This is a genomic window from Hydrogenophaga sp., assembly GCF_030656115.1.
In the GTDB taxonomy this organism is placed as follows: Bacteria; Pseudomonadota; Gammaproteobacteria; order Burkholderiales; family Burkholderiaceae_C; genus Hydrogenophaga.
This window is the reverse complement of record NZ_JAUSOO010000027.1, coordinates 1-25,188: the sequence shown is the minus strand read 5'-3', so window position 1 is coordinate 25,188 and position 25,188 is coordinate 1. Positions and strand designations below refer to the sequence as shown.

The 25,188-nt window shown below is 64.5% G+C and carries 21 protein-coding genes, 2 pseudogenes and 3 riboswitches; of the genes and pseudogenes, 17 read left to right on the top strand and 6 right to left on the bottom strand.

Annotation, left to right across the window (positions count from 1 at the left end):
* Positions 1-11 precede the first annotated feature (11 nt).
* Complete coding sequence (gene pcaC, locus Q7J58_RS02850) at positions 12-389, bottom strand: 4-carboxymuconolactone decarboxylase (protein WP_304823140.1); 378 nt, start codon at positions 387-389, stop codon at positions 12-14.
* A gap of 79 nt (positions 390-468) precedes the next feature.
* Here pcaC and Q7J58_RS02845 point away from each other — a divergent pair, with 79 nt between their 5' ends.
* Positions 469-1,062, top strand: a complete 594-nt coding sequence (locus Q7J58_RS02845; RefSeq protein WP_304823137.1) for a peroxidase-related enzyme — start codon at positions 469-471, stop codon at positions 1,060-1,062.
* A 49-nt stretch (positions 1,063-1,111) separates the two neighbouring features.
* Here the strand turns inward: Q7J58_RS02845 and Q7J58_RS02840 are convergent, their stop codons facing one another.
* Genes Q7J58_RS02840 through Q7J58_RS02830 form a run of 3 tightly spaced genes read right to left on the bottom strand, consistent with a single transcriptional unit; the run spans position 1,112 to position 3,342 of the window.
* Entirely contained in the window at positions 1,112-1,561 is a 450-nt protein-coding gene (locus Q7J58_RS02840; protein ID WP_304823135.1) for a thioesterase family protein, read from the bottom strand.
* The gene (locus tag Q7J58_RS02835; RefSeq protein WP_304823168.1) at positions 1,558-2,511 is read right to left on the bottom strand and encodes a DMT family transporter; all 954 of its coding nucleotides are present in this window, start codon (positions 2,509-2,511) and stop codon (positions 1,558-1,560) included. Before Q7J58_RS02835 ends, Q7J58_RS02840 begins: the two co-directional genes overlap by 4 nt.
* 48 nt (positions 2,512-2,559) lie before the next feature.
* Positions 2,560-3,342, bottom strand: a complete 783-nt coding sequence (locus Q7J58_RS02830) for an SDR family oxidoreductase (RefSeq protein WP_304823132.1) — start codon at positions 3,340-3,342, stop codon at positions 2,560-2,562.
* 170 nt (positions 3,343-3,512) lie between these two features.
* On the opposite strand from Q7J58_RS02830, the gene Q7J58_RS02825 reads away from it, so the two are divergent.
* The 6 genes from Q7J58_RS02825 (at position 3,513) to gcvP (ending at position 11,521) form a co-directional block, all read left to right on the top strand.
* Positions 3,513-5,198 carry an electron transfer flavoprotein-ubiquinone oxidoreductase gene (locus Q7J58_RS02825; RefSeq protein ID WP_304823128.1) on the top strand — a complete coding sequence of 562 codons (1,686 nt, stop codon included), beginning with the start codon at positions 3,513-3,515 and terminating at the stop codon, positions 5,196-5,198.
* Positions 5,198-5,854, top strand: a complete 657-nt coding sequence (locus tag Q7J58_RS02820; protein ID WP_304823125.1) for a nucleoside/nucleotide kinase family protein — start codon at positions 5,198-5,200, stop codon at positions 5,852-5,854. The genes Q7J58_RS02825 and Q7J58_RS02820 overlap by 1 nt, the downstream gene beginning before the upstream one ends.
* 78 nt (positions 5,855-5,932) lie before the next feature.
* A complete protein-coding gene (locus Q7J58_RS02815; protein ID WP_304823122.1) occupies positions 5,933-6,490 on the top strand; it encodes a hypothetical protein in 558 nt (185 codons plus the stop codon).
* Positions 6,491-6,518: 28 nt separating this feature from the next.
* Positions 6,519-6,625, top strand: a riboswitch (glycine riboswitch).
* 12 nt (positions 6,626-6,637) lie between these two features.
* A riboswitch (glycine riboswitch) is annotated at positions 6,638-6,737 on the top strand.
* 74 nt (positions 6,738-6,811) lie between these two features.
* Positions 6,812-7,951, top strand: coding sequence for a glycine cleavage system aminomethyltransferase GcvT (gene gcvT, locus Q7J58_RS02810; protein WP_304823119.1), 1,140 nt, complete (start codon positions 6,812-6,814; stop codon positions 7,949-7,951).
* Positions 7,952-8,048: 97 nt separating this feature from the next.
* Complete coding sequence (gene gcvH, locus Q7J58_RS02805) at positions 8,049-8,414, top strand: glycine cleavage system protein GcvH (protein WP_304823116.1); 366 nt, start codon at positions 8,049-8,051, stop codon at positions 8,412-8,414.
* 218 nt (positions 8,415-8,632) lie between these two features.
* On the top strand, positions 8,633-11,521 hold the full coding sequence (gcvP, locus tag Q7J58_RS02800) for an aminomethyl-transferring glycine dehydrogenase (RefSeq protein ID WP_304823113.1): 2,889 nt from the start codon (positions 8,633-8,635) through the stop codon (positions 11,519-11,521).
* 54 nt (positions 11,522-11,575) lie between these two features.
* Here gcvP and Q7J58_RS02795 read toward each other — a convergent pair whose 3' ends face one another.
* On the bottom strand, positions 11,576-12,472 hold the full coding sequence (locus Q7J58_RS02795; protein WP_304823110.1) for a LysR family transcriptional regulator: 897 nt from the start codon (positions 12,470-12,472) through the stop codon (positions 11,576-11,578).
* 159 nt (positions 12,473-12,631) lie between these two features.
* On the opposite strand from Q7J58_RS02795, the gene Q7J58_RS02790 reads away from it, so the two are divergent.
* From Q7J58_RS02790 to Q7J58_RS02760, 7 genes and pseudogenes are all read left to right on the top strand, one after another.
* Positions 12,632-13,813, top strand: a complete 1,182-nt coding sequence (locus tag Q7J58_RS02790) for a M20 aminoacylase family protein (protein ID WP_304823107.1) — start codon at positions 12,632-12,634, stop codon at positions 13,811-13,813.
* 18 nt (positions 13,814-13,831) lie between these two features.
* Positions 13,832-14,866, top strand: coding sequence for a TRAP transporter substrate-binding protein (locus Q7J58_RS02785; protein WP_304823104.1), 1,035 nt, complete (start codon positions 13,832-13,834; stop codon positions 14,864-14,866).
* A gap of 27 nt (positions 14,867-14,893) precedes the next feature.
* A complete protein-coding gene (locus Q7J58_RS02780; protein WP_304823101.1) occupies positions 14,894-15,382 on the top strand; it encodes a TRAP transporter small permease in 489 nt (162 codons plus the stop codon).
* Positions 15,379-16,671 carry a TRAP transporter large permease gene (locus Q7J58_RS02775; protein WP_304823098.1) on the top strand — a complete coding sequence of 431 codons (1,293 nt, stop codon included), beginning with the start codon at positions 15,379-15,381 and terminating at the stop codon, positions 16,669-16,671. Before Q7J58_RS02780 ends, Q7J58_RS02775 begins: the two co-directional genes overlap by 4 nt.
* Positions 16,672-16,687: 16 nt before the next feature.
* Positions 16,688-16,788: riboswitch (glycine riboswitch) on the top strand.
* 170 nt (positions 16,789-16,958) lie between these two features.
* Positions 16,959-18,218 carry a D-amino acid dehydrogenase gene (locus Q7J58_RS02770; RefSeq protein ID WP_304823095.1) on the top strand — a complete coding sequence of 420 codons (1,260 nt, stop codon included), beginning with the start codon at positions 16,959-16,961 and terminating at the stop codon, positions 18,216-18,218.
* A gap of 88 nt (positions 18,219-18,306) precedes the next feature.
* Positions 18,307-18,396: pseudogene (locus tag Q7J58_RS02765) on the top strand (serine dehydratase beta chain); the annotation flags it as partial.
* 56 nt (positions 18,397-18,452) lie between these two features.
* Positions 18,453-20,426, top strand: coding sequence for a radical SAM protein (locus Q7J58_RS02760; protein ID WP_304823093.1), 1,974 nt, complete (start codon positions 18,453-18,455; stop codon positions 20,424-20,426).
* 53 nt (positions 20,427-20,479) lie between these two features.
* Here Q7J58_RS02760 and Q7J58_RS02755 read toward each other — a convergent pair whose 3' ends face one another.
* Positions 20,480-22,564, bottom strand: a complete 2,085-nt coding sequence (locus Q7J58_RS02755; protein WP_304823090.1) for a hypothetical protein — start codon at positions 22,562-22,564, stop codon at positions 20,480-20,482.
* 76 nt (positions 22,565-22,640) lie between these two features.
* On the opposite strand from Q7J58_RS02755, the gene Q7J58_RS02750 reads away from it, so the two are divergent.
* From Q7J58_RS02750 to Q7J58_RS02740, 3 genes and pseudogenes are all read left to right on the top strand, one after another.
* A complete protein-coding gene (locus Q7J58_RS02750) occupies positions 22,641-24,161 on the top strand; it encodes a 3-hydroxyacyl-CoA dehydrogenase (protein ID WP_304823087.1) in 1,521 nt (506 codons plus the stop codon).
* Positions 24,162-24,165: 4 nt separating this feature from the next.
* Complete coding sequence (locus Q7J58_RS02745; protein ID WP_304823084.1) at positions 24,166-24,945, top strand: enoyl-CoA hydratase; 780 nt, start codon at positions 24,166-24,168, stop codon at positions 24,943-24,945.
* A 129-nt stretch (positions 24,946-25,074) separates the two neighbouring features.
* Positions 25,075-25,188: pseudogene (locus Q7J58_RS02740) on the top strand (Crp/Fnr family transcriptional regulator); the annotation flags it as partial.

The window sequence follows — 25,188 nt, the reverse complement described above, 5'->3', positions numbered from 1 at the left end:
GTCTCAGCGGCTCAGGCAGCAGGCGGCTCGCACACCTCGGCCGCGGTGCGAAAAGCCTCCACCGACGCGGGCACGCCGCAATACACGGCGGCGTGCAGCAGCACTTCCTGGATCTCCTGCACCGTGGCGCCGTTGTTCAGCGCACCGCGCACATGGCCTTTCAGCTCGTGCTGCTTGCCCAGCGCGGTGAGCATGGCCACCGTGATCAGGCTGCGGGTCTTGCGGTCCAACCCGTCGCGCTGCCACACGTCGCCCCAGGCGGCGCGCGAAATGTGGTCTTGGATGGGTTGGGTAAACGGGGTGGTACCTGCCAGCGCGCGGTCCACGAATGGATCGCCCATGACCTCGCGGCGGGTGGCCAGGCCGGTGCGGTACTGATCGTCTTGCATGCTGTGCTCCAGGTGTCTTGTGTGCGAATGGCTCAAGGATAAACTGGCCAGCCCCCTTTTTTGGACTGGAGACAAGAACATGAGCAACACCCCCCGATACCCCCTGCCCGACCTGAACAGCCTGCCCGACGACCTCAAAGCCAAGATTCTGGAGGTGCAGGAGAAAGCAGGCTTCGTGCCCAACGTGTTTCTGGGCCTGGCGCGGCGCCCGGCCGAATGGCGGGCCTTTTTTGCCTACCACGACGCTTTGATGACGCCCGAGACGGCAGGCCGCACCTCGGGCCTGAGCAAGGGCGACCGGGAAATGATCGTCACCACCACCAGCGCAGCCAACCACTGCCTGTATTGCGTGGTGGCCCACGGCGCCATTCTGCGCATTTACGAGAAGAAACCGCTGGTGGCCGACCAGGTGGCGGTCAACCACCGCAAGGCCGACATAGCACCGCGTCAGCGCGCCATGCTCGACTTTGCGATGAAGGTGTGCCTGGCCTCACACGAGGTGGACGATGCCGATTTCGCCACCCTGCACGCCCATGGTTTCAGCGACGAAGACGCGTGGGACATTGCTGCCATCACCGCATTTTTCGGCCTGTCCAACCGCATGGCCAGCTTCAGCGGCATGATGCCCAACCCGGAGTTTTATCTGATGGGGCGGGTGCCGAAAACAAAATGAAGCTGGTCCCACCCCCCAGAGCTGCGCAGGTCGCCGCAGGTTGGACGGGTCAGCCGGGCAGACGCGGCGCGCTGCCTGTGGTTTCGATCAGGGCGCGGGCGTGGTCCGACATGGGCACCGACTTCTGCTGCGGAAAGTCCACCCAGACCACGGTGGCGCCGCCGTTGGCGTAGACCGTGTTCGGGTCGTCGGTGCGCAACATCTCGTGGTAGGTGTCAAACGAGGTGCGCCCCATGGTGCCCAGGTAGGTGCGCACCAGCACATCACCCGGAAACTCCAGTTGCCGGATGAAATTGCAGAAGGCGTTGACGATCACCGGACCTTCGCCCTTCGGGTCGGCCGGCAGGCCCATGCCAAAAAACCAGTCGAGCCGGGCAATTTCCATGTAACGGAAATACAGCGTGTTGTTGACGTGGCCCATGGCGTCCATGTCGCCCCAGCGGATGGGGACAACGATGCTGTGCACCAGTTTCTTGTCTTCAGGGAGTTCAAGTTTCATCGGTGTGCCTTGATAGAAGCCAGGATGCCCAGCACGAACAGCACGCAGGCTGCCCACTGCATGGCCGCCGGCCATTGGGCGCTCCAGGCAAAGGTGTAAATCAATCCAAAAACCGTTTCACTGACGATGAGTTGCCCGGCCAGGCTCGGACTCAGGCGGCGGCTGGCCATGTTCCACAGCACCGCCGCCACCCAGGCCGAGCCAATGCCGGTCACGGTGCACACCAGCACAAAGGTGCCAAAGCCCTCACGGGCCCGCAGGCTGGCCCAGTCAGAGCCCCACAGGCCCCACAGCAACAGCGCGCCCACACCCGCCGCCATGCCAAGCCAGTTGGCCCAGTCGGTCGAATTCACCTCGGGGTGGCGCCGCAGCCAGGCGGCGTTGAGCAGACCAAACGCGGTCCAGCTCGCCATGGCCGCCACGGCGTACAACACGCCGCGCCACACCTGCCCGGCGGGTGCGTCAGCGTTGCCGTGGCTGGCGGCATCGACCGTGGCCTGCATCATCAGCACCATGCCGAGCGCCGTGAGCAACACGCCGGGCACCAGTGCGCCCCAGCGCAAAGCGTGCGGCTTGCCCAGCACCATCACCCACAGCGGAATGGTGCCAATGATCAGCACCGGCAAGGCAGCGCCCGCGTCTTGAATGGCCAGAACCAGCAACAGGTAGTAACCGGTGTAGCCCAGCACACTCAGGCCCAGAGCCGCCAAGGCCTGGCGCGGCGTGGGCCAGCGCCATGCACCCAGCTGCAACGCCCGACCCGCCGCCTCGCGGCGAAACAGCCCCGCCAGCGGCCTGCCTGCCAAGAGCAGCAGCGAAAACAGCCCGCAAGCCACAAAGCGCCCCACCGTGTAGTCCACCGAACTGAAACCCGCCACCATCAAGGGCGCCACAAAAGTCATGCCCCAGAAGGCGCCGGCACCCAACCCGGCCAGAATACCGGTGACCATGCCCGCCGGCCAGGCGGCGGTGCGCGCGGCGTCGGTTGCAATCAAGAATCAGACCCCAAAACCGTCATCGGCCGCGATCACCGCGCCGTTGATGAAGTGGCTTTCGCTGGCGCACAGCATCACGAGCAGAGCGTCCAGGTCAGCAGGGTGGCCCACGCGTTTGCGCGGCAGCATGTTCACCAGCTTCTGCCCTTGCTCGGTGGCCCAGTGGTGGTGGTTGATCTCGGTGTCGATGTAGCCCGGGCAGATGGCGTTGACGTTGATGCCGAACTTGCCCCACTCCACCGCCATGGCCTTGGTCATGTGCACCACGGCGGCCTTGCTCATGCAGTACACGCCAATTTGCGGCAGCACCTTCAGGCCCGCCATGGACGCGATGTTGATGATGCGCCCGCCCACGTAGGTGCCCGGTGCCGCGCCCTTGGCCCGCGCCAACATGCGCTTGGCCACCTCTTGCGCCACAAAAAACGCGCCCTTGGTGTTGGTGTTCATCACGAAGTCGTAGTCGTCTTCGCTCACATCCTGCAAGCGCTGCGTGGTGCTCACACCCGAGTTGTTGATCAGAATGTCGATCGGGCCCACCTCGGTTTCGGCGTGGGCAACGGCCGCTTTGATGGACGCGGTGTCGGTCACATCCAGCGCGACCACATGGGCGTCACCACCCTCGGCTTCGATGTGCGCGCGCAGGGCCATCAGGCGGTCGGTGCGGCGACTCGCCAGCACCACAGCCGCACCGGCACGGGCCAATGTCTTGGCGAATTGCTCGCCCAAACCACCCGAAGCGCCGGTGACCAGGGCCACGCGACCCGACAGATCCAATGTGTAAGCCATTTAGAGTTCCTTCTCGAATGAATCCGTTGCGAAGTGGTTCGCATCCAGCGTGACAGCGATTGTGCGGCATCGCCTACTAGAATCCGTCTCCATCACGACAGGATTCGCCCCCGTGTTCCTGACGGGCAGCTTGCGCCGTCCGGCCCGACATTCCACAGAGACTGCACACCATGAGCCCACAAGACCTCCTCAGCACCTACGGCCCGCGCGAAGCGATGGAATACGACGTGGTGATCGTCGGCGGCGGCCCCGCCGGCCTGTCCACCGCCATCCGCCTGAAGCAATTGGCGGCAGACAAAGGCAGCGAGATCAACGTCTGCGTGTTGGAGAAAGGCTCCGAGCCCGGTGCCCACATCCTCTCGGGCGCGGTCATGGACCCGAAAGCCATCACCGAACTCTTCCCGAACTGGAAAGCACTCGGCGCCCCGCTGAACCAGCCCGTGACCGGTGACGACCTGCTGTTGCTCTCCGAGACCGGCGCCCAGCGCACGCCCGACTGGCTGATGCCGCGCAACTTTGACAACCACGGCTGCTACGTCATCAGCCTGGGTGCGGTGACGAAATGGCTGGGGGAACAGGCCGAAGCCCTGGGTGTGGAAATCGTCCCCGGCTTCACCGCCGCCGAAGTGCTTTACAACGACGATGGTTCGGTCAAGGGCGTGGCCACCGGCAACCAGGGTGTGGGCAAAGACGGCGAGCCCATGGACAGCTTTCAAATTGGCATGGAACTGCACGCCAAGTACACCGTGTTCGCCGAAGGTGCGCGTGGGCATCTGGGCAAGCAGCTCATTGCGAAGTACCAACTCGACGAAGGCAAAGACGCGCAGACCTTCGCCATCGGCATCAAGGAACTGTGGGAAGTGCCGGCCGACAAGGCCAAGCCCGGCCTGGTGGTGCACACCGCTGGCTGGCCGCTGAATGACGATGCGTTTGGTGGTGGTTTCCTCTACCACCTCGAAGACAACAAGGTCACGCTGGGCTACGTCATCGGGCTGGACTACCAGAACCCGTGGATGAGCCCGTTTGAAGAAATGCAGCGCTGGAAGACCCACCCCAGCATCAAGGCCCACATTGAAGGCGGCAAGCGCCTGGGCTACGGTGCCCGGGCGCTGAACAACGGCACACCCCAGGCCCTGCCCAAAACCGTGTTCCCGGGTGGCGCACTGGTGGGTTGCGATGCGGGCTTCCTGAATGCAGCACGCATCAAGGGCAGCCACGCCGCCATCAAGAGCGGCATGCTGTGCGCCGAAGCGGCGTTTGAAGCCGTGGCCGCCGGCCGCAGCAGCGACGAACTGAGTGCTTTCCCCGAAGGCTTCAAGCAGAGCTGGCTGTATGAAGAACTCTGGACCTACCGCAACTTCAAGAACTGGTTCAAGAAGAGCCCGCTGCTGGGCAAGATGATGACCGGGGTAGAGCACTGGTTCCTGCCCAAGGTGGGCGTGAGCAACCCGCCCTGGACGCTGCACAACACCACCCAAGACCACACCAAGCTCAAACCCGCGGCCGAGATGCCGCAGATCACGTACCCCAAGCCCGACGGCGTGATCACCTTCGACCGCTTGAGCAGCGTGTTCATCAGCAACACCAACCACGAAGAACACCAGCCCGCGCACCTGACGCTCAAAGACGCGAGCGTGCCGGTGAACATCAACCTGGCCAAGTACGCCGGGCCGGAGAGCCGTTACTGCCCGGCCGGGGTGTACGAGTTTGTGAAGAACGCCGACAACAGCGACCGGCTGCAGATCAACGCGCAGAACTGCGTGCACTGCAAAACCTGCGACATCAAGGACCCGACGCAGAACATCGTGTGGGTCACGCCCGAGGGCGGCGGTGGGCCGAATTACGCGGGCATGTGATGGCCCCTTGGCTGCACCCGGCGCTGGTCGAGCGCCTGCAGTTGCTGGCCAGCGGCCCGCGCCGCCTGCTGGGCGTGGTGGGTCCGCCGGGTGCGGGCAAATCCACGCTCGCCCACCTGATAGCGCACAGCCTGGGCACACAGGCCCAGACTGTGCCCATGGACGGCTTTCACTTGGCGCAGGTAGAGCTGGAACGCCTGGGACGCGCACACCGCAAGGGCGCACCCGACACCTTTGACGCCACCGGATACGCTGCGCTGCTGCGCCGTCTGCGCACGCAAGCCAACGACGAGGTGGTGTACGCCCCCGATTTCCGCCGCGACATGGAAGAGCCAGTGGCTGGCGCCCTACCGCTGTTCGCGAGCACACCACTCATCGTCACCGAAGGCAATTACCTGTTGCTGCCAGACGATGGCTGGGCTCCCGTGGCCAGCCTGCTGGACGAGGTGTGGTACCTGCAGGTAGACCCCGCCTTGCGGCTGGACCGGTTGGCTCAGCGCCACCAGCAATTTGGCCGCAGCCGCGAACAGGCGCTGGCCTGGATCGCCGCCACCGACGAGCCCAATACGCGCCGCATTGAAGCCTACCGGCACAAAGCCCAACACCAGGTCACCCTGGAAGACGGCGGCAGTTGCTATGTATTTTCGAATGATTGAGCAAAACTGAGCACCACCGTAACGCCAGCGACACATGGCTGAAGCAACATTCCACAACAACCACGTTGGAGTGTTCGCATGTTGATCAAGACTGAGAAAGGTCGCCTTGAGTTGCGCCCGGGCAACCGATCGCTGGGGCAGCGCGAGCGGGCGGTGCTGTTGTTGGTGGATGGAAACCAGCCCGAGGCCATCATTGCTGAACTGTTTGGTGGCGAAGGCCGCACGCTGATCGACCAACTGCTGCAGAAAGAATTTCTGCAGCGTGTCGAGCCCCAAAGAGCTGCGACGGCCACTGCAGTCAAAGCCGCTGCACAGGCCGCCGTCAAGCCCAAGGATGCGCCCGCTGCGCCAGCGCCCGCCACGCATGGAGACCAGTTCGTGGGGACACAATCCATAGCGGCGGCGCGCATGTTTTTGTTTGACCTCAGCGAACGGCTGTTTGCACCACGCGACAAAGCCCTGGCGCAACACTACCGGGAAGCTTTGCGCGAAGCGCGCGACGGTGCGGCCATACTGGCCGTGGGCCGCCAGATGATTGTGGATGTCGAAACCCTGGCAGGCCCCGAACGGGCCGACGGCATCAGCCAGCGGTTGGCCAAACTGCTGCCGCAGGAACTGGTGGCGAACGCGATCTGACGGCCCACAGCCTACCGATTCCGGTAAACTCGCCCGGTCAGGAGAGAGCTGCCCCACGGGTGGCCGCCGAAGGCGCAGGCGGCTTGCTGAAACAGCAAGCCCTGAACGCTCAGGCAAAAGGACTGGCAACCAGCGGCTGCAAAGCCGCTGTACCCCACTGGAGAGAGGCTGTCACACAGCCCACCGAAGGAGCAAGCACGGTATCGCCCGCGTGAATCTCTCAGGTAAAGCGGACAGTGGGGCAGCGCACGGATGAACCGTGTGAGCCCTTCAGTGGGCCTGCCCCATTGAATCCCGGCACAACCCTCCAGAAAGCCCGCCATGTCTGCTGACCCCAACGCTTCTTCCGAATTGCTGCAAACCCCGCTGCACGCCTTGCACCTCGAACTCGGCGCCCGCATGGTGCCCTTCGCCGGTTACAGCATGCCGGTGCAGTACCCCGCAGGCCTGATGGCCGAACACCACCACACACGCACCGCAGCCGGTCTGTTTGACGTGTCGCACATGGGCCAGTTGCGTCTGGTGGGCCCGGACGCCGCCGCTGCCTTTGAAACCCTGATGCCGGTGGATGTGGTGGACCTGGGCGTGAACAAGCAACGCTACGGGCTGCTCTTGAACGACGAAGGCGGCATCATGGACGACCTGATGTTCGTCAACCGGGGGAGTGACATTTTTGTGATCGTCAACGGCGCCTGCAAACACAATGACCTCGCCCATATCCAGGCTTGCATCGGCGCGCTGTGCCACGTGGACGCGCAGTTCGACCGCGCCCTGCTCGCCCTGCAAGGCCCGCAAGCCGTGACCGCCCTGCAGCGCTTGCTGCCCGGCGTGGAACAACTGGTGTTCATGACCGGTGCGGCCTTTAACTGGGCCGGTGGCAACCTGTACGTCACCCGCAGCGGCTACACCGGCGAAGACGGGTTCGAAATTTCGCTGCCCGCCCAGGCGGCCATCGACTTTGCCCGCGCCTTGCTGGCCCAGCCCGAAGTGAAACCGGTCGGTCTGGGCGCCCGCAACTCGCTGCGCCTGGAAGCGGGCCTGTGCCTGTACGGGCAAGACATCGACACCACCACCACGCCGGTGGAAGCCGCGCTGAACTGGGCCATCCAGAAAGTGCGCCGCACCGGTGGCGCCCGCGCTGGTGGCTTTCCCGGCGCAGCCCGCGTGCTGGCTCAGCTCGACGGCACCGACCCCCTGCCGCGCAAGCGCGTGGGCCTGATCGCACTGGAGCGCGTACCAGTGCGCGAGCACACCGAGCTGCAGGGGACCGAGGGCGAAACCATCGGCGAAGTGACCAGCGGCCTGCTGGGCCCCAGCGCTGAAAAACCTGTAGCCATCGGCTATGTAAACCTCGCACAGGCCGCCCTGGGTACCCGGGTGAACGCCATCGTGCGCGGCAAAACCGTGCCCATGGAAGTGGTGGCCATGCCGTTTGTGCCCACCCGCTATTTCCGAGGCTAGGAGCCTGTCGAAGGATCGAAGCCCCCCGATCGTCCGGAACGTGTCAATAGACAGGCTCCGGGCGAAAGGAATTCCACCATTTATTAAAGGAAAAACCATGACCACCAAGTACACCGAAGACCACGAATGGATCCGCGTTGAGGGCGATATCGCCACCGTCGGCATCACCCCCCATGCGCAAGATGCACTGGGCGATGTGGTGTTTGTGGATTTGCCCGAAGTGGGCAAGACCTTTGCCCAGAAAGAAGTGGCTGGCGTGGTTGAGTCGGTGAAAGCCGCCGCCGACGTGTACATGCCCATCAGCGGCGAGATCACCGAGGTGAACGAAGCCCTGCGCGACGACCCCTCGCTGGCCAACAGCGACCCGCTGAATGCCGGCTGGTTCTTCAAAGTGAAGCTGTCGGATCCCACACAGGTGGATGCCCTGCTGGACGAGACCGCCTACGCCGCGTTCGCCGCTTGATGCAGTTTCTCCCTCCCCCTCTGGGGGAGGGTTGGGGCGGGGGCTGGCGCCAAGATGCCGCTTCGACACGTTGACATCGCGTGACACGGGCCCCATCCCAACTTTCCGACAGAGGGGGAAGGAGCGAAACACCACCACCGAATCGACGCACCGCCCTCGCTGCCGGTGCGATTCATCCCCTTGAACTTCTGACTTTCCCCTAGCAACAAGGTCGTCCCATGCTGATGCCGTCTGTCAAACCCCTCGATCAACTCGAAAACGCCAGCGAGTTCATCGCCCGCCACATCGGTATCAGCGAAACCGACGAGGCCCACATGCTGTCGGTCATTGGCGAGGCCTCGCGCCGTGCGCTGATCGACAGCATCGTGCCGCGCAGCATCGCGCGCAGCCAGGGTATGCAGCTGCCGCCGGCCGTGACCGAAGCGGCCGCACTGGCCGAGCTGAAGGCGCTGGCGCAGAAAAACCAGTTGCTCAAGAGCTTCATCGGCCAAGGCTATTACGGCACGCACACGCCCGGCGTGATCCTGCGCAACATCCTGGAAAACCCGGCCTGGTACACCGCCTACACGCCCTACCAGGCCGAAATTTCGCAAGGGCGCATGGAAGCGCTGGTCAACTTCCAGACCATGGTGACCGACCTGACCGGCATGGCGATTGCCAACGCGTCGATGCTGGACGAAGCCACCGCCGCCGCCGAAGCCATGACGCTGGCCATGCGCACCGTCAAGAGCAAAAGCCGGGTGTTTGTGGTCTCGCGCGCCTGCCACCCGCAGACCATTGAAGTGATTCAGACCCGGGCCAAGCCCCTGGGTATCGAGGTGGTGGTGCCGCAGAGCGCCGACCAGTGGAACGCTGCCTTGCAATCGGAGCATTTCGCCGCACTGGCGCAATACCCCAACAGCACCGGTCTGGTGGAAGACCTGAGCGCCTACGCCGCCCACAGCCACGCCCAGTCGGCGGCGTTCATTGTGGCGGCCGACCTGCTGGCGCTGACGCTGCTGAAGGCCCCCGGTGAAATGGGCGCCGACATTGTGGTGGGCACCACCCAGCGCTTCGGCATGCCCATGGGCGCGGGCGGCCCGCACGCCGCCTACATGGCTTGCCGCGACGACTACAAGCGCTCGCTGCCCGGGCGCCTGGTGGGCGTGAGCGTGGACGTTCACGGCAACCCCGCCTACCGCCTGGCGCTGCAAACCCGCGAGCAACACATTCGCCGCGAGAAAGCCACGTCCAACATCTGCACCGCGCAGGTATTGCCGGCCGTGGTGGCCAGCATGTACGCCGTGTACCACGGCCCGCAGGGCCTCAAGCGCATCGCGCAGCGCGTGGCCGCCTACACCGCCGTGCTCGCCCAGGGCCTGCAGGGCATGGGCTACACGCTGCGCAAAGACACCGCCTTCGACACCCTCTGGGTGCTGGCCAAAGACGCCACGGCCTCGCTGATGCAGCGCGCCCGCGACGCCGGCATGAACCTGCGCCAGGCCTGCGACCAGAGCATCACCATTTCGCTGGACGAAACCACCACCCGCGACGACATTGCCGCGCTGTGGCGCGTGTTCGCTGCCGAAGGCCAGGCCCTGCCCAGCTTCGACGGGTTTGAAAAAGGCATTGAGCCGCTGATCCCGGCTGAGCTGCGCCGCACCAGCGATTTCATGACGCACCCAGTGTTCAACAGCCACCACAGCGAGACCGGCATGCTGCGCTACATCCGCGCTTTGTCAGACAAAGACCTGGCGCTGGACCGCAGCATGATCCCGCTGGGCAGCTGCACCATGAAACTCAACGCCACCAGCGAGATGATTCCCATCACCTGGCCCGAGTTCGCCCACGTGCACCCGTTTGCCCCGGCCGACCAGCTGCAGGGTTACCAACAGCTTGACGAAGAGCTGCGCGCCTGGCTCTGCCAGGCCACGGGATACGCCGGCATCAGCCTGCAGCCCAACGCCGGCTCGCAGGGCGAATACGCCGGCCTGCTGGCCATCCAGGGCTACCACGCCTCGCGCGGCGAAAGCCACCGCAACATCTGCCTCATCCCCAGCAGCGCGCACGGTACCAACCCGGCCAGCGCGCAGATGGTGGGCCTGCAGGTGGTGGTGACCAAGTGCGATGAAAACGGCAACGTGGACATGGCCGACCTGAAGGCCAAGTGCGAACAGCACAGCGCCAACCTGGCCGCCGCGATGATCACCTACCCCTCAACGCACGGCGTGTTCGAGACCACCGTGAAAGAACTGTGTGCCCTGGTGCACCAGCACGGTGGCCGCGTGTACGTGGACGGCGCCAACATGAACGCGCTGGTGGGCGTGGCCGCGCCGGGTGAATTTGGCGGCGATGTGAGCCACCTGAACCTGCACAAGACCTTCTGCATTCCACACGGCGGCGGCGGCCCCGGCGTGGGTCCGGTGTGTGTGGTGCAAGACCTGGTGCCTTTCCTGCCCGGCCATGCCACTGGCGGCACGAAAGGCGGCGTGGGGGCCGTCAGCGCTGCGCCGCTGGGCAACGCGGCGGTGTTGCCGATTTCGTGGATGTACATCCGCATGATGGGCGCCGATGGCCTGAAGCACGCGACCGAAGCGGCCATTTTGAGCGCCAACTACATCAGCAAGCGCCTGGCCGACCACTACCCCACGCTCTACGCCTCGGCCAACGGCCATGTGGCGCACGAGTGCATTCTGGACCTGCGGCAACTGAAAGAAACCAGCGGCGTGATGGCCGAAGACGTGGCCAAGCGGCTGATGGACTATGGTTTCCACGCGCCCACGCTGAGCTTTCCGGTGGTCAACACCCTGATGGTGGAACCCACCGAGAGCGAGACGCTGGAAGAGCTGGACCGCTTCATCGACGCCATGATCGCGATCCGCAATGAGATTCGCCTGATTGAAAGCGGCACCTGGCCACAGAGCGACAACCCGCTGAAAAACGCACCGCACACCGCTGCCAGCGTGCTCAAGACCGAGTGGACCCACCCCTATCCGCGCGAAACCGCTGTGGCGGCTGCCGGCCGCGCCGTGAACACCAAGTTCTGGCCGTCGGTGGGCCGGGTGGACAACGTGTATGGCGACCGCAACTTGTTCTGCAGCTGCGTGCCCATCAGCGAACTGGCCTGACAGCCCGCTGTTTTGCACCACCAAGGGCGCTTCGGCGCCCTTATTTCTGGCGCTCTACAGCCCAGAGAAAACCGCAATCCAATGCGGCATTTGCTCGCGCAAGATGCGCAGCGCCGGTGCCTCCTGGCGGTGGGCCAGCGTCACCAGCCCAAACCGCGCCGTGGCGTTGAGGGCGGGCACCACATCCAGCCGCACCAGGTCGGCGGCCACGGCGGTCACGGTGAGCACGACGGCGTCGCTGCGCCGCGCCACTTCCACAATGCTCAGCGTCTCGTCGCAGCGCAGCGTGACGAGATCGTCCGGGTTGGCCTGCGGGCCGTAGCGAGCCATCAGGATGCGCGCCACCTCGTCGCTCAGCGGGGTGGATGCCACCGGGTAGGCCATCACATCGTCGAGTGAAACCGCCCGGCCCCGCTGCGCCAGCGGGTGGTCGCGGCGGGCCAGAAAACCCGCGCCCAGTTCAAACGACAGATCCACCTTCAAATCGGACGCCGGTCGCATGGCGCGAATGTCCACGACAGCACCGTCCAGATGCTGCTCGCGCAGCGCGTGCAGCAACACGTCGGTATTGCCGCGCGAAATCTGTACCTGCAGCCGGGGGTGGTGTTCGGCCATGTGCAACATCAGCGGCGTGCTCAGCAGCGCGCCCGGCCCCGAGCTCAGGCCCACGCGCAGCTTGCCAATCAACCCCGCGTGCAGGCCCTTGCCGGCTTGCTTGAGGGCGTCGGCGTCGCTCACCAGCTGCTTGGCACGCGCCAGCGCTTCAAGCCCGAACGGGGTGAGCGCAATGCGCCGGCCCAGGCGGTCAAACAGCAAACCGCCCAGCTCTTCTTCCAGCCCCTGGATGCTGCGGGTGAGCGCGGGCTGGGTCAGAAACAGCAGCGCCGACGCCTGCACGAACGAGCCCACATCGGCCAGCACGACGAAATGCCGCAGTTGCACCAAAGTCATCTCTAAGTCTCCGTGAAAGTCATGGATTGTTGATTTTCAATGCATTGGACTTTAGTCGAACCGGCTTCTAACATGCAACAAAGTTCATCAACTGAATCGCGCCACGCAATTTACTGCCGATGCGATCACAACCTCACAACCCCAGCAGGAGTACCGGCCTTGGAACGTCTCAGCGATCACGCGGTTCAGGAATTCGTTGCCTTGCGCCGCGACATCCACCGCCACCCCGAACTGGCTTTTGACGAGCACCGCACCAGCGCGCTGGTGGCCGACAAACTCAAAGGCTGGGGCTATGCAGTGACCACCGGCCTGGGCGGCACCGGCGTGGTGGGCCAGCTCCAGCGCGGCAGCTCGGCCCGCACCCTGGGCATACGGGCCGACATGGATGCGCTGCCCATTGTGGAAGCCACCGGTGCCGACTGGACCAGTTGCCACCACGGCGTGATGCACGCCTGCGGCCACGACGGCCACACCGCCATGCTGCTGGCAGCGGCGCAACAACTGGCTGAGCACGGCAACTTCGACGGCACGCTGAACCTGATTTTTCAGCCGGCCGAAGAAGGCGGTGGCGGCGCGCTGAAGATGATGGAAGACGGGCTGTTTGAGCACTTCCCCTGCGACGCGATCTTTGCCATGCACAACATGCCCGGCATTGCGCAAGGCCAGTTGGTGTTTCGCAGTGGGCCCACCATGGCCTCGTCGGATTACGCCACTGTCACGCTGCATGGCGTGGGCGGCCACGGTGCCATGCCGCACAAAGCCACCGACGTGGTGGTGGCGGCGGCGTCCATCGTGATGGCGCTGCAAACCATTGTGTCGCGCAACGTGGACCCGTTGCAGCCCGCGGTGGTCACGGTGGGCGCGATCCATGCCGGCCAGGCCAACAACGTGATTCCGGCGGCGGCCCAGCTGGAGATCAGCCTGCGCGCGCTGGACCCTCAGGTGCGCCGCGACATGGAGCAGCGCATCAAGACGCTCGTACAACGGCAGGCCGAGAGCTTCGGCGTGCGCGCCGACGTGCAATGGCGCCCGGGCTACGCGGTGCTGGTGAACGACGCCGAGCAAACGGCGCGTGCGCTCGCGGTGGCGCACCAGCATTTTCCCGCTGAGCAAGTGAACCCCACCGGCGTGATGCTGACCGGCAGCGAAGACTTTGCCTTCATGCTGGAGCGGGTGCCCGGCTGCTATCTGTTCATTGGCAACGGCGCTGGCCAGGAGCCCGGCGCCTGCATGGTGCACAACCCGGCCTACGACTTCAACGACGACAACATCGCCATCGGCGCCGCCTACTGGGTGGCGTTGGTCAGCGACCTGCTTTCCCCCACCCCTGCTCCACTCTAAAACTTAGGAGACAACACCATGAACGCTCGCATCCGCCTCAAGACCGTCGTCGCTGGCGCCGCGCTGGCCACCCTCGGCCTGACCGGTACCGCTCAGGCCCAGACCACGCTGACCCTGTCGAGCTGGGTGCCGCCCGCGCACTACGTGGTGAAGGACATCCTGCAACCCTGGATGGCCGAGGTGGAGAAAGCCACCGAAGGCCGGGTAAAGATCAATCTGCTGCCCAAGCCGGTGGGCGCACCCGCCCAGCACTGGGAACTGGCGCGCAAAGGCGTGGCCGACATCACCTGGGGCAACTTCACCTACGAGCCCGAGCGATTCAAGCACGTGTGGTTCTCCGAGCTGCCCATGATGGGTTCCAACGCCGAAGCCTCGTCGGTGGCCCTGTGGCGCACCTACACCCAGTTCCTGGCCAGCAACGAGGCCTTCAAGGGCGTGACCCTGCTGGGCACCGGCATGCTCGGCGGTGGCCAGTTCCACCACCCCTCCAAAGTGATCGACACGCCGGATGACCTCAAGGGCCAGAAGGTGCGCATGGGCGGCCCGATCCAGAAGCGCCTGCTGGAAGACCTGGGCGCGATTCCCGTCGCCGGCCCGGGCACCAAAGCCTACGAACTGCTGGAAGGCGGTGTGATCGACGCCTCGCTGCACGCGCTGGAGTCGGTGGTGAACTTCCGCCTGGACGGCAAGCTGAAGAACCACACCATCATCCCCGGCGGTCTGTACGACGCGGCCTTCTTCATCGGCATCAACGAGGGCAAGTTCAAGAGCCTGTCCGCCGCTGACCAGCAAGCCATTCTGAAGGTGTCGGGCGAGGCGCTGTCGCGCCGCTGGGGCCAGGCATTCGACAAGCAAAACAAGGCGGCCGAAACCACCCTGCGCGCCAACGGCCACAAGTTCGCCCAGCCCAGCCGCGAGCTGCTGGACAACATCCGCAAGGTGCGCACCAACATGCTGGCCGAACTGGAGAAAGACGGCGCCAGCTTCGGCGTGAAGGACCACAACGCAATGGTCGCCTTCTACGAGCAGCAGTACCAGCTGCAGGCCAAATAGGCCCGCCACGCACAGGAGCCCATGGCCATGAAAACCCTGAAGCAAGGCATTCAACAAGCGGTGAGTCTGTTGCTGGTGCTCATGTTGTCGGCCATGGTGGCGCTGACCTTCACCGACGTGGTGGGTCGGCGCCTCTTCAACACCCCGGTGTTTGGCGCCAACGACCTGACCGAGCACCTGATGGCGGTCATCATCTTTGCGGGGTTGCCGCTGCTCACCGCGCAGCGCGGGCACCTCAGCATCGACCTGCTCGACGCCTGGCTGCTCAAACCCACCTGGCGCCCGTGGCACAAGCTGGTGGACCTGCTGATCGCTGCCGTGCTGGGCCTGATCGCCTGGGAATACTTCCTGGCCATCGACGAGGCGCGGCAGATCAACGAGATCAGCCCCGCGTTGATGATTCCCCGCAGCGGGATGTACACCTTCATCGCCGGCACCACCGCACTCGCGGCGGTTGCAGCCCTGTTCGCGCCCGCCCCGCACGCCGAACACCTCACTGAGGAATTCCCGTCATGACCATCGGCCTGATTTGTCTCGGCCTGGTGCTGCTGCTGGCCATTTTGCGGGTGCCGCTGGGCATATCGCTGCTGACCGTCTCTGTCGGCGGCATCGCGGCCATCAACAGCTTTGATGTGGCCCGCACCATCCTGCCCATGACGCTGAGCGAAGCCGCGTTCTCGTACGAACTGGCGGTGGTGCCGCTGTTCATCCTGATGGGCAACGTGCTGTCGCGCACCGGCATCTCGGCCGACCTGTTCCGCGCCGCCAACGCCTTCCTGGGCGGCGTGCGTGGCGGCCTGGCGCTGGCCACCATGGTCACCTGCGCGGGTTTCAGCGCGGTCTGCGGCTCCAGCTTCGCCACGGCGGCCACCATGGCCAAAGTGGCTTACCCGAGCATGCAACAGTACGGCTACTCCGACCGGCTGGCCTCGGCCACCATCGCCGCCGGCGGCACCCTGGGCATCCTGATCCCACCCTCAATCATCCTCATGATCTACGGCATCCTGACGCAGCAGAACATTGGCGAGCTGTTCATTGCCGGCATGTTGCCGGGCCTGCTGGGCCTGGCGATGTACATGGGCGTGATTTACCTGATCGCCGTCTTCAAGCCCGAGCACGCACCGCGTGGTGCCCGTGTGACGGCGCGCGAGCGCTGGGCGTCGCTGGCCGGTGTGTGGCCGTTTGTGGCGCTGTTTCTGCTCATCATCGGCGGGCTGTACAAAGGCTGGTTCACCGCCACCGAGGCCGGCGGCATCGGCGCGGGCATGGCCTTGCTCATCGCGCTGATGCAGCGCCGCCTGGGCTGGGCGCGCTTTCTGGAGGTGATGAAGGAAACCGCCATGACCTCGGTCATGCTCTACGTGGTGCTGTTCGGCGCCATGATGTTCTCGCAGCTCTTCAGCTTCTCCGGTCTGGCCGACGAACTGCTCTCGTGGGTGAATGGCTCCGGCTTCTCCAAACTGGGCGTACTGCTGGCCATTCTGGCGGTGTTCCTGCTGCTGGGCTGCGTGATGGACGCCATGGCCATCATCCTGATCTTCGTGCCGCTGTTCACCCCCACGCTGGTGGCCCAGGGTTTCGACCTGGTGTGGTTCGGCATCGTCGTGGTGGTGCTGACCGAGATTGGCCTGATCACCCCGCCGGTGGGCATGAACGTGTTCGTGCTCAAGGCCAACCTGCCCAAGGTGCCGGTGGGCACCATTTTTCGGGGGCTGGTGCCCTTCATCGCGGTGGACGTGCTGCGCCTGGCCCTGCTGGTGGCATTCCCTTCCATCAGCCTGGTGTTGGTGCACTGGATGAGATAAGCCACCCTACAATCACACCCGTCGATCGGGAGAGACTGGCCGCCTGTGCAAGGAAAGGCCAGCGCCGAAGGAGCAACCGCCCCGGAAACTCTCAGGCAAAAGGACCGATCGACACGTTTCAACACTCTGAAGAGCGGCCGGGAATTCGTCCCCCGGCCCACCGCAGGAGCAAGCCAATCCCCACGGGATGGTGAATCTCTCAGGTCCCAAACAGAGGGGGTCATGGTCCGCACACGGTGTGCGGGTCGTGTCCCTCTGTGTTTGACGGCTTCGCAAGAGAGATTCCCATGGCTCAACAACACCTCATCGTCATCGGCGGCGGCATCACCGGCGTCACAAGTGCCTACAGCCTGGCCAGAGAAGGCCACCGCGTCACCCTGATCGAGAAACACCGCTACGCCGGCATGGAAACCAGCCACGCCAACGGCGGGCAGCTGTCGGCCTCCAACGCCGAGGTGTGGACACACCCGTCCACGCTCATCAAGGGCATCAAGTGGATGCTCAAGGCCGACGCGCCGCTGCTGGTCAACCCCAAGCCCAGCTGGCACAAACTGAGCTGGTTCGCCGAGTTCATGGCCAACATCCCGAAGTACCGCGACAACACCGTGGCCACGGCCCGCCTGGCGGTGGCCGCGCGCGAGCACCTGTTCGGCTGGGCCGAGCAGGAGGGCATCGACTTCGATCTGAAGCAGCAGGGCATCCTGCACATCTACCGCGACAAGGCCGGCTTTGACCACGCGGGCAAGGTCTCGGAACTGCTGGCCGAAGGCGGCCTGCCCCGCCGGGCTGTGACACCCACCGAAATGCGCGCCATCGAGCCCACCCTGAAGGGTCAGTATTACGGTGGCTACTTCACCGAGAGCGACAGCACCGGCGACATCCACAAGTTCACCCACGGCCTGAGCCTGGCCTGCGAGCGCCTGGGCGTGACGCTGCGCACCGGCCATGAAGTGGCGCGCGTGAAGAGCAACGGCCAGACCGCGCACGTCACCCTGAGCAACGGCGAGGTGCTGAGCGCCGATGCCGTGGTGGTGTGCGCCGGCGTGCACAGCCGCGCGCTGGGCGCCCAGCTGGGTGACCGCCTCAATGTGTACCCGGTGAAGGGCTACTCCATCACCGTGATGCTGAACGACGAGCAGAGCCAGGCCGCCGCGCCCCAGGTGAGCCTGCTGGACGACGAGACCAAGCTCGTCACCAGCCGCCTGGGCGACGACCGCTTCCGCGTGGCGGGCACGGCCGAGTTCAACGGTTTCAACCTCGACATCCGCGCCGACCGCATCCGCCCGCTGGTGAACTGGGTGAATGAATGCTTCCCCGGCGTGAGCACCCGCCGCGTCGAGCCCTGGGCCGGCCTGCGCCCCATGATGCCGAACATGCTGCCGCGCGTGGGCGCCGGCAAAAAAGCCAATGTGTTCTACAACACCGGCCACGGCCACCTGGGCTGGACGCTCTCGGCCATCACGGCGCACCAGCTGGCCGGGCATGTGGCGCAGTGGCAAACGCAACAACGCAACACGCGCCTGGTGATGCCCGCCCCCGCCGTTTGACGTTGAAAGCTTTTCGCCCAGCCGGGCAAGCCAGGCACCCCGTGGGCACGCATGCGCCACTTGAAACCACTCTGAAGAAAGCCTGCACATGGCCGCCTCTGCATTCGACCTTTTCAAGAGCGGCATCGGCCCCAGCAGCTCACACAAGGTGGGGCCCATGCGGGCGGCCCGCCTGTTCGAGGTGAACGCGCATCTTGGGCTAAGCTCGTTGCTTCGCTTTCAATAATTGCGCGCATGACCTCCGATTTCCGCGTGTTGAGCCTCATCCCCCCGATGACGCAGCTCAACACGCCCTACCCGTCCACCGCCTACCTCACCGGTTTCCTGCGTTCGCGCGGTCTTGACGCCGTGCAGGAAGACCTGGCGCTGGCACTCGTGCTGCAACTGTTCACACCCGCCGGGCTGGACGCCGTGCGCCACCGCGCCACCGCCCAACCCGAGACCCAGCGCAGCGCCAGCGTGCACGCCTTTCTGGACCAGTTTGCCAGTTACCGCAGCAGCATGGGCCCCGTCATGGCCTATCTGCAGGGCCGCGACGCCACCCTGGCCCACCGCATCGCCGCGCGCGGCCTGCTGCCCGAAGGCCCGCGTTTTGCCGCGCTGGACGCCTACGAAGACTCGGACATGGGCGACGGTGGCGGTGACCCACTCGCCTGGGCCTTTGGCGCACTTGGCGTGCAAGACAAGGCCCGGCACCTGTGCACGCTGTACCTGAACGATCTGGCCGACGTGCTGCGCGACGCCGTGGACGAGCGTTTCGAGTTTGTGCGCTACGCCGAGTCGCTCGCCAGCAGCCAGCCCACGTTTGACCCGCTGGCCCACGCACTGGCCGCGCCGCCCACGCTGGTGGACGACCTGCTGCGCGGCCTCACCCTGGCCGCCATCGAGCGGCACCAGCCGCAGCTGGTGCTGCTGTCGGTGCCCTTCCCCGGCTCGGTGTACGCGGCCTTTCGCATCGCCCAGACCATCAAGGCCCAGCACCCCGACATCACCGTGGCGCTGGGCGGCGGCTTCGTGAACACCGAACTGCGCGAATTGAGCGACCCGCGCGTGTTCGACTTTGTGGATTACGTGACGCTGGACGCCGGCGAGCGCCCCGTGCTCTCGCTCATCGAGCACCTGCAAGGCCAGCGCGGGCGCCAGCGCTTGCAGCGGACGTTTGTGCGGGATCGGGAAGGCCCCCACCCCAACCCGCCCCCAGAGGGGGAGGGAGCAAATTTAGGCACCGTGCGCTACATCAATCTGGCCGAGCCCGACATTCCCTTCGAAGACGTGGGCACGCCCACCTGGGACGGCCTGCCGCTGGACAAATACCTGAGCCTGCTCGACATGCTCAACCCCATGCACCGCCTGTGGAGCGATGGCCGCTGGAACAAGCTCACCGTGGCGCACGGCTGCTATTGGAAAAAATGCAGCTTTTGCGACGTGAGCCTGGACTACATTGGCCGTTACGAAACGGCCACGGCAGCAAAGCTGGCCGACCGCATCCAGCAGATCGTGGAAGAAACCGGCCAGACCGGCTTTCATTTCGTGGACGAGGCCGCGCCGCCCAAAGCGCTCAAAGCGCTGGCCGAAGAACTCATCCGCCGCGACCTGCACATCAGCTGGTGGGGCAACATCCGGTTTGAAAAAACCTTCACGCCCGAGCTGGCCGAGCTGCTGGCGCAAAGCGGCTGCATCGCCATGAGCGGTGGACTGGAAGTGGCCAGCGACCGTCTGCTCACCCTCATGAAAAAAGGCGTGAGCGTCGAACAGGTGGCGCGCGTGACCAAAGGCTTCAGCGACGCCGGCATTTTGGTTCACGCCTACCTGATGTACGGCTTCCCCACGCAAACGCTGCAGGACACGGTGGACGCGCTCGAATACGTGCGCCAGCTGTTCGAAACTGGCTGCATCCAGAGCGGCTTCTTCCACCGCTTCAGCTGCACCGTGCACTCGCCCGTGGGCATGGACCCCGCGGCCTATGGCATTGAGCTGATCCCGCTGCCGCCAGTGAGCTTTGCCAAGAACGACATCGGTTTCATTGATCCCACCGGCACCGACCACGATGCGCTCGGACAGGGTCTGCGCAAGGCCATTTACAACTACATGCACGGCCTGTGCGTGGAAGACGATGTACGCCGCTGGTTTGAACACCTGCCGCACAAGGTGCCCAAGCCCACGGTGAGCCGGCACAAGATCGGCAAGGCGCTGCAGCAACACCGCTGAACCCAGAGCGGGCTCGCCAAACCTTTACAGAGCCCAGCCTGGTGCGATGCCGCTCATTTCGAGGGGGTCTTGGCCGTGACGTTCCGTGGGGGAAGGTCTGGCTCTTCCATCACGAAATCGAATCCTTGGGAAGGGTTGGGGTCACGCAACGGCGCAGAACGCACCGCTCGGGGCAGGGTTTCCAGATGGGCGTGGGTTGTGGGCGGCACCGAGGGATCGTCCTCTGGCGACAAGACGGCGAACGATGGGTCCTCCAACAACTCGTTCAAATCGATATCCAAGCCCAAACGCGGCGATGCAGGCCGCTCCATTTCAAACGGCTCTTTGCTGGGACCGGCTGCAGCGGCAAAGGATCTTGTGGCTTTCGGCTGGACTTTGGGTTTGACTTTCAGCGGCTGAACGGCCGTGTGCGGGAAATCCATAAGCGCGCTAGGAGATTCCACATCGCGCTTGATGATGTCTTTGGCAATCGCATGCAGCAACAGGAGTTCACGGTAGGCCTCGAGGTCAAACACCTCCGCGGTGGCAGCGTAGGGATCTCGGAAAATGGACTGCTCAATCACGTCAAGCACCCTGGGCTGAGGCCACAAGGCCTGGATACGGCCAAATGCGGATTCGTAGGCATCCAGACCTTGACTCGCATCGGAATACTGTTCGAACGGTGGAACTCCCGCATTGAATACCTGGTTGAACTCTTTGCGCAGGCGTTCGTAATCAGCGGTGCGACCGAGACGGTGGTAAATGTTCAACAGATCCAGGTACGTCAGTGCACAAGGTTCCTGGTTTTCATTCAGGTGACTGAGCAAGACCTGAATAGCTTCTTCGTCTTTGCCCAAGGAAAGGAAAAAATCCGCTTTCTGTTGAACATCAAACAGCTCTTCGGTGGCGACAGAGCGTGAAGCACCGGTGGTGCTGCTGTGGACAAAATCCCGTTTGTCTTTGTCCGGCAGCGGCTGCCCTGGGGCACTGTCACTGAACGGAAACCCACTGTCCAACACACTGAGCCGCCCTTTAGAAAGGCCCGCCTCACGCTTGTCCGATTTCAAAGAAGGTGTTGGGTCCGGACCCAGCTCAAGCTTGACATCCACCGGCGTTGGCGCGGCTTTGCGCAGTACCGTCTCGGTCTTGGGATTGATTTCAGAAGCCCACCAAATTTTGGCGTCGTCGTTCGCTGAAACCGGGTCTCTGCGCCGCCACAAAACGCCCAGAGCCAGCAAAGCCAGCAAGAGCGCGCTGCCCAGCAAGTACACCAGCCCATTCATGTATTTCTCCGCCTGTGCAGCCGCCAGATTGCTACGCAATTCGGCCATGGCGGCCTGGCTCTGGGCTGCAGCGTCGCGCAGGCTTTTTGACTCGGACTCAAGTGCTGAGAGCTTCTGTGCGTCCCCCAAGATAGCTTCGGGCGAAGCGTTGATGGTTTTCCACAACAAGGCTGCAGCAGCGCGGGTCTCGTCGGATGACGTGGGCCCGCTCAACAGCGAAATGGACATCTTCAACACAGGGTCAAGCTCCATGGCGGGACCCAAATCCAGCGGCTCCAGCTGCAAGCGGGAGGTGGGTTTTGGCGCTGGCGCTGCAGGACGCCGGACCACGCTCGCCGGCTTGGGCGGTCGAACAACAGGTTGTTCTGGTTTTGCAACAGGCTGTTCGGGCGCACTGGCGACGGAGGGTGGATTGACAGGAGGCGGGCGCTCGGGCGCAGCGCGAGCGTCGTCAACCCTGCGGTTTTCTGTTGCAGGAATGGGGCTGGGAACCGCCAACGCCGAGGGTTCGGTGATCGGATCGGCCAGGAGCACAAAGCGCCGTGTGAAGGGTGCCGTACAACTCGCCCGCACATAGACGGTGACGATGGGCTCGTTCACGGCCTGCAACGACTGCACACGAACATACCCCTCGGCCTCAGTCGCCGATTTTTGCGGTGTGCTACGTACCTGACTGGCCGGCACTTGCGAGTCGCCGTAGAACACGTCCGACCCGATGCACAGGCTGCCCATGTCTTCGCCAGGCGCGAGAAACATCTGAACCCGCACATCCAGAGGCCGACCGATAACAGCCGCGCCAAAATGCCTCCCCAACGTCACCGCAGAGCCGCTCACTGCAGTTGATAGCAAAATACAGCCTACCCAGATCTGGCGCACGGCAGATTTCCTTGTTTCCAATGTTGGAACATTTTGTCATAGCTTGCTGCGCCACCAACTTATCCAAAACTCATCTATGCAATCCATCTTCAAGACTGTGGGAATCGTTGGCACTGGCGCCATGGGCCGGGGTATCGCGCAAATGGCGGCGCAAGCGGGCAGCCAGGTGCTCTTGTTCGACGTACAGACCGGCGCCGCAGAGGCCGCGCTGAAAGCGCTTCAAGCCACCTGGCAGACGTTGCAAGCCAAAGGCAAGCTGGATGAAAGCCAGCTGGCCACCTATGTGGGCAGGTTGCAGGTGGCCGCTTCGTTGGCAGAGTTGGCGCCTTGCGACCTGGTGGTGGAAGCGGTGGTGGAAAAGCTCGACGTGAAGCAGCGCCTGTTTGCCGAACTCGAAACGCTCGTGAGCCCCACCGCCGTGCTGGCCACCAACACCTCGTCGCTGTCGGTCACGTCCATTGCGGCGGCGCTCAAGCGCCCCGGCCAGTTGGCGGGCTACCACTTCTTCAACCCGGTGCCGCTGATGCGGGTGGTGGAGGTGATTGCGGGCCTGAAAACCAGCGCCAGCGTCTGCCAGCAACTGACCGACTACACGCGCCAGTTTGGCCACACCCCGGTGTCGGCACAAGACACGCCCGGCTTCATCGTCAACCACGCGGGGCGCGGCTACGGCACAGAAGCCTTGCGCGTGGCCGGCGAGCGCGTGGCCGACTTCGCCACCATCGACCGCATCCTGAAAGACCAGATGGGCTTTCGCCTCGGCCCGTTTGAGCTGATGGACCTGACGGCGCTGGACGTTTCGCACCCGGTGATGGAGTCGATTTACCGCCAGTATTACGACGAACCGCGCTACCGCCCCAGCGTCATCACGGCGCAGCGCCTGGCGGGCGGCGTGGTGGGCAAGAAAGTGGGCGAAGGTTTCTACAAATACGAAGGCGGTGTGGCTCAAATGCCCGCAGAGCCTGCCGTGCCGGTGGTGGCCGAAATGCCGCCCGTCTGGGTGTCGCCCAAGGCGGCGCGGCGCGCCGAGCTCTACCAATTGCTGAAAAACCTGGGCGCCAGCATTGAAACGGGGACCGCCCCGTCGGGCGCTGCGCTGATTTTGGTGGCGCCGCTGGGCCTGGACGTGACCACGCTGGCCGCCGTGGAGCGGCTGGACGCCACCCGCACCCTGGGCATCGACATGATGCTGGACGACGCGGCCACCAAGCGCCGCGTGCTGGCCACCAACCCGGCCACCCGGCCCGACATGCGCGACGCCGCACACGCCCTGTTTGCCCGCGACGGCAAGGCTGTGAGCGTGGTGCGCGACAGCGGCGGGTTCGTCACCCAGCGCGTGGTGGCCACCATCGTCAACATTGCGGCCGACATGTGCCAGCAAGGCATCTGCACCCCCGCCGACCTGGACGTGGCCGTGACGCTGGGGCTGGGCTACCCCATGGGGCCGCTGGCCATGGGCGACCGCATCGGCCCCACCAATGTGCTGGAAATTTTGTTCAACATGCAAACGGTGTACGGCGACACGCGCTACCGCCCATCGCCCTGGCTGCGCCGCCGCGGCGCCCTGGGCCTGAGCCTGACCCATGAGGAGGGATGACACCATGAGCGCCAGCCTTAAAAGCCACAGCCATGGCCAGACCATGGTGCTGACCATCAGCAACCCCGAGCACCGCAACGCCTTGGGCCCCGACCTGTACGCAGCCGGCGTGGAGGCCCTCAACGTGGCCGAGAACAACACCGAGATCCGCAGCGTCGTCATCACCGGCGAGGGCAACCATTTTTGCGCCGGTGGCAACCTGCAGCGGCTGCTGGCCAACCGCCAACAGCCACCCGAGGTGCAGGCGCAAAGCATTGAAGGCCTGCACAACTGGATCGAAACCATCCGGACCTTTCCCAAACCGGTGCTGGCAGCGGTGGAAGGCTCCTGTGCCGGTGCGGGCTTTTCGCTCGCGCTGGCCTGCGACATGGTGGTGGCGGCCCACAACAGCGTGTTCGTCATGGCCTACAGCAACGTGGGCCTGTCGCCCGACGGTGGCGCCACCTGGAGCCTCATGCGCGCCATGCCCCGGGCCACGGCGCTGCAGCTGTTGATGGCCGGCGAGCGCATCACCGCCGAACGCCTGCAGCAGCTGGGCGTCATCAACGCCGTGAGCGGCACCGGCGAAGCCTTGGGCGACGCCCTGGCTTTGTGCGAACGGCTCAACGCGCGTGCCCCCAACGCACTGGCCAGCATCAAGGAACTGGTGAACGACGCGCCCACGGTGTCTTTGCACACCCAGCTCGGCCAGGAGCGCAACCACTTTGTGCGCAACCTGCACCATGCCAACGCGGGTGAAGGCATTGCCGCCTTCATGGAAAAGCGCGCAGCGCACTACCGCTGAACGCCCGCCAGACAGCGCCCCGCCGAGCGATCAAGACGCTTGCGAGACAAGCCGGGCGCCCTGCCCTAAGCGGTCGCCCGGTCTCTGTGGCGACAATCCTCCCGTTTTCAGTCACTCATAAGACAGCCCATGGACGAACCGATTCTGACAATGGAAGAACGCGAGGCGATCAACAGTGGTCGCTGGTTCAGCAGCCTTTCACCCTCCCTGCGTCACGACATACTCCGATGCGCCTACGTCAAG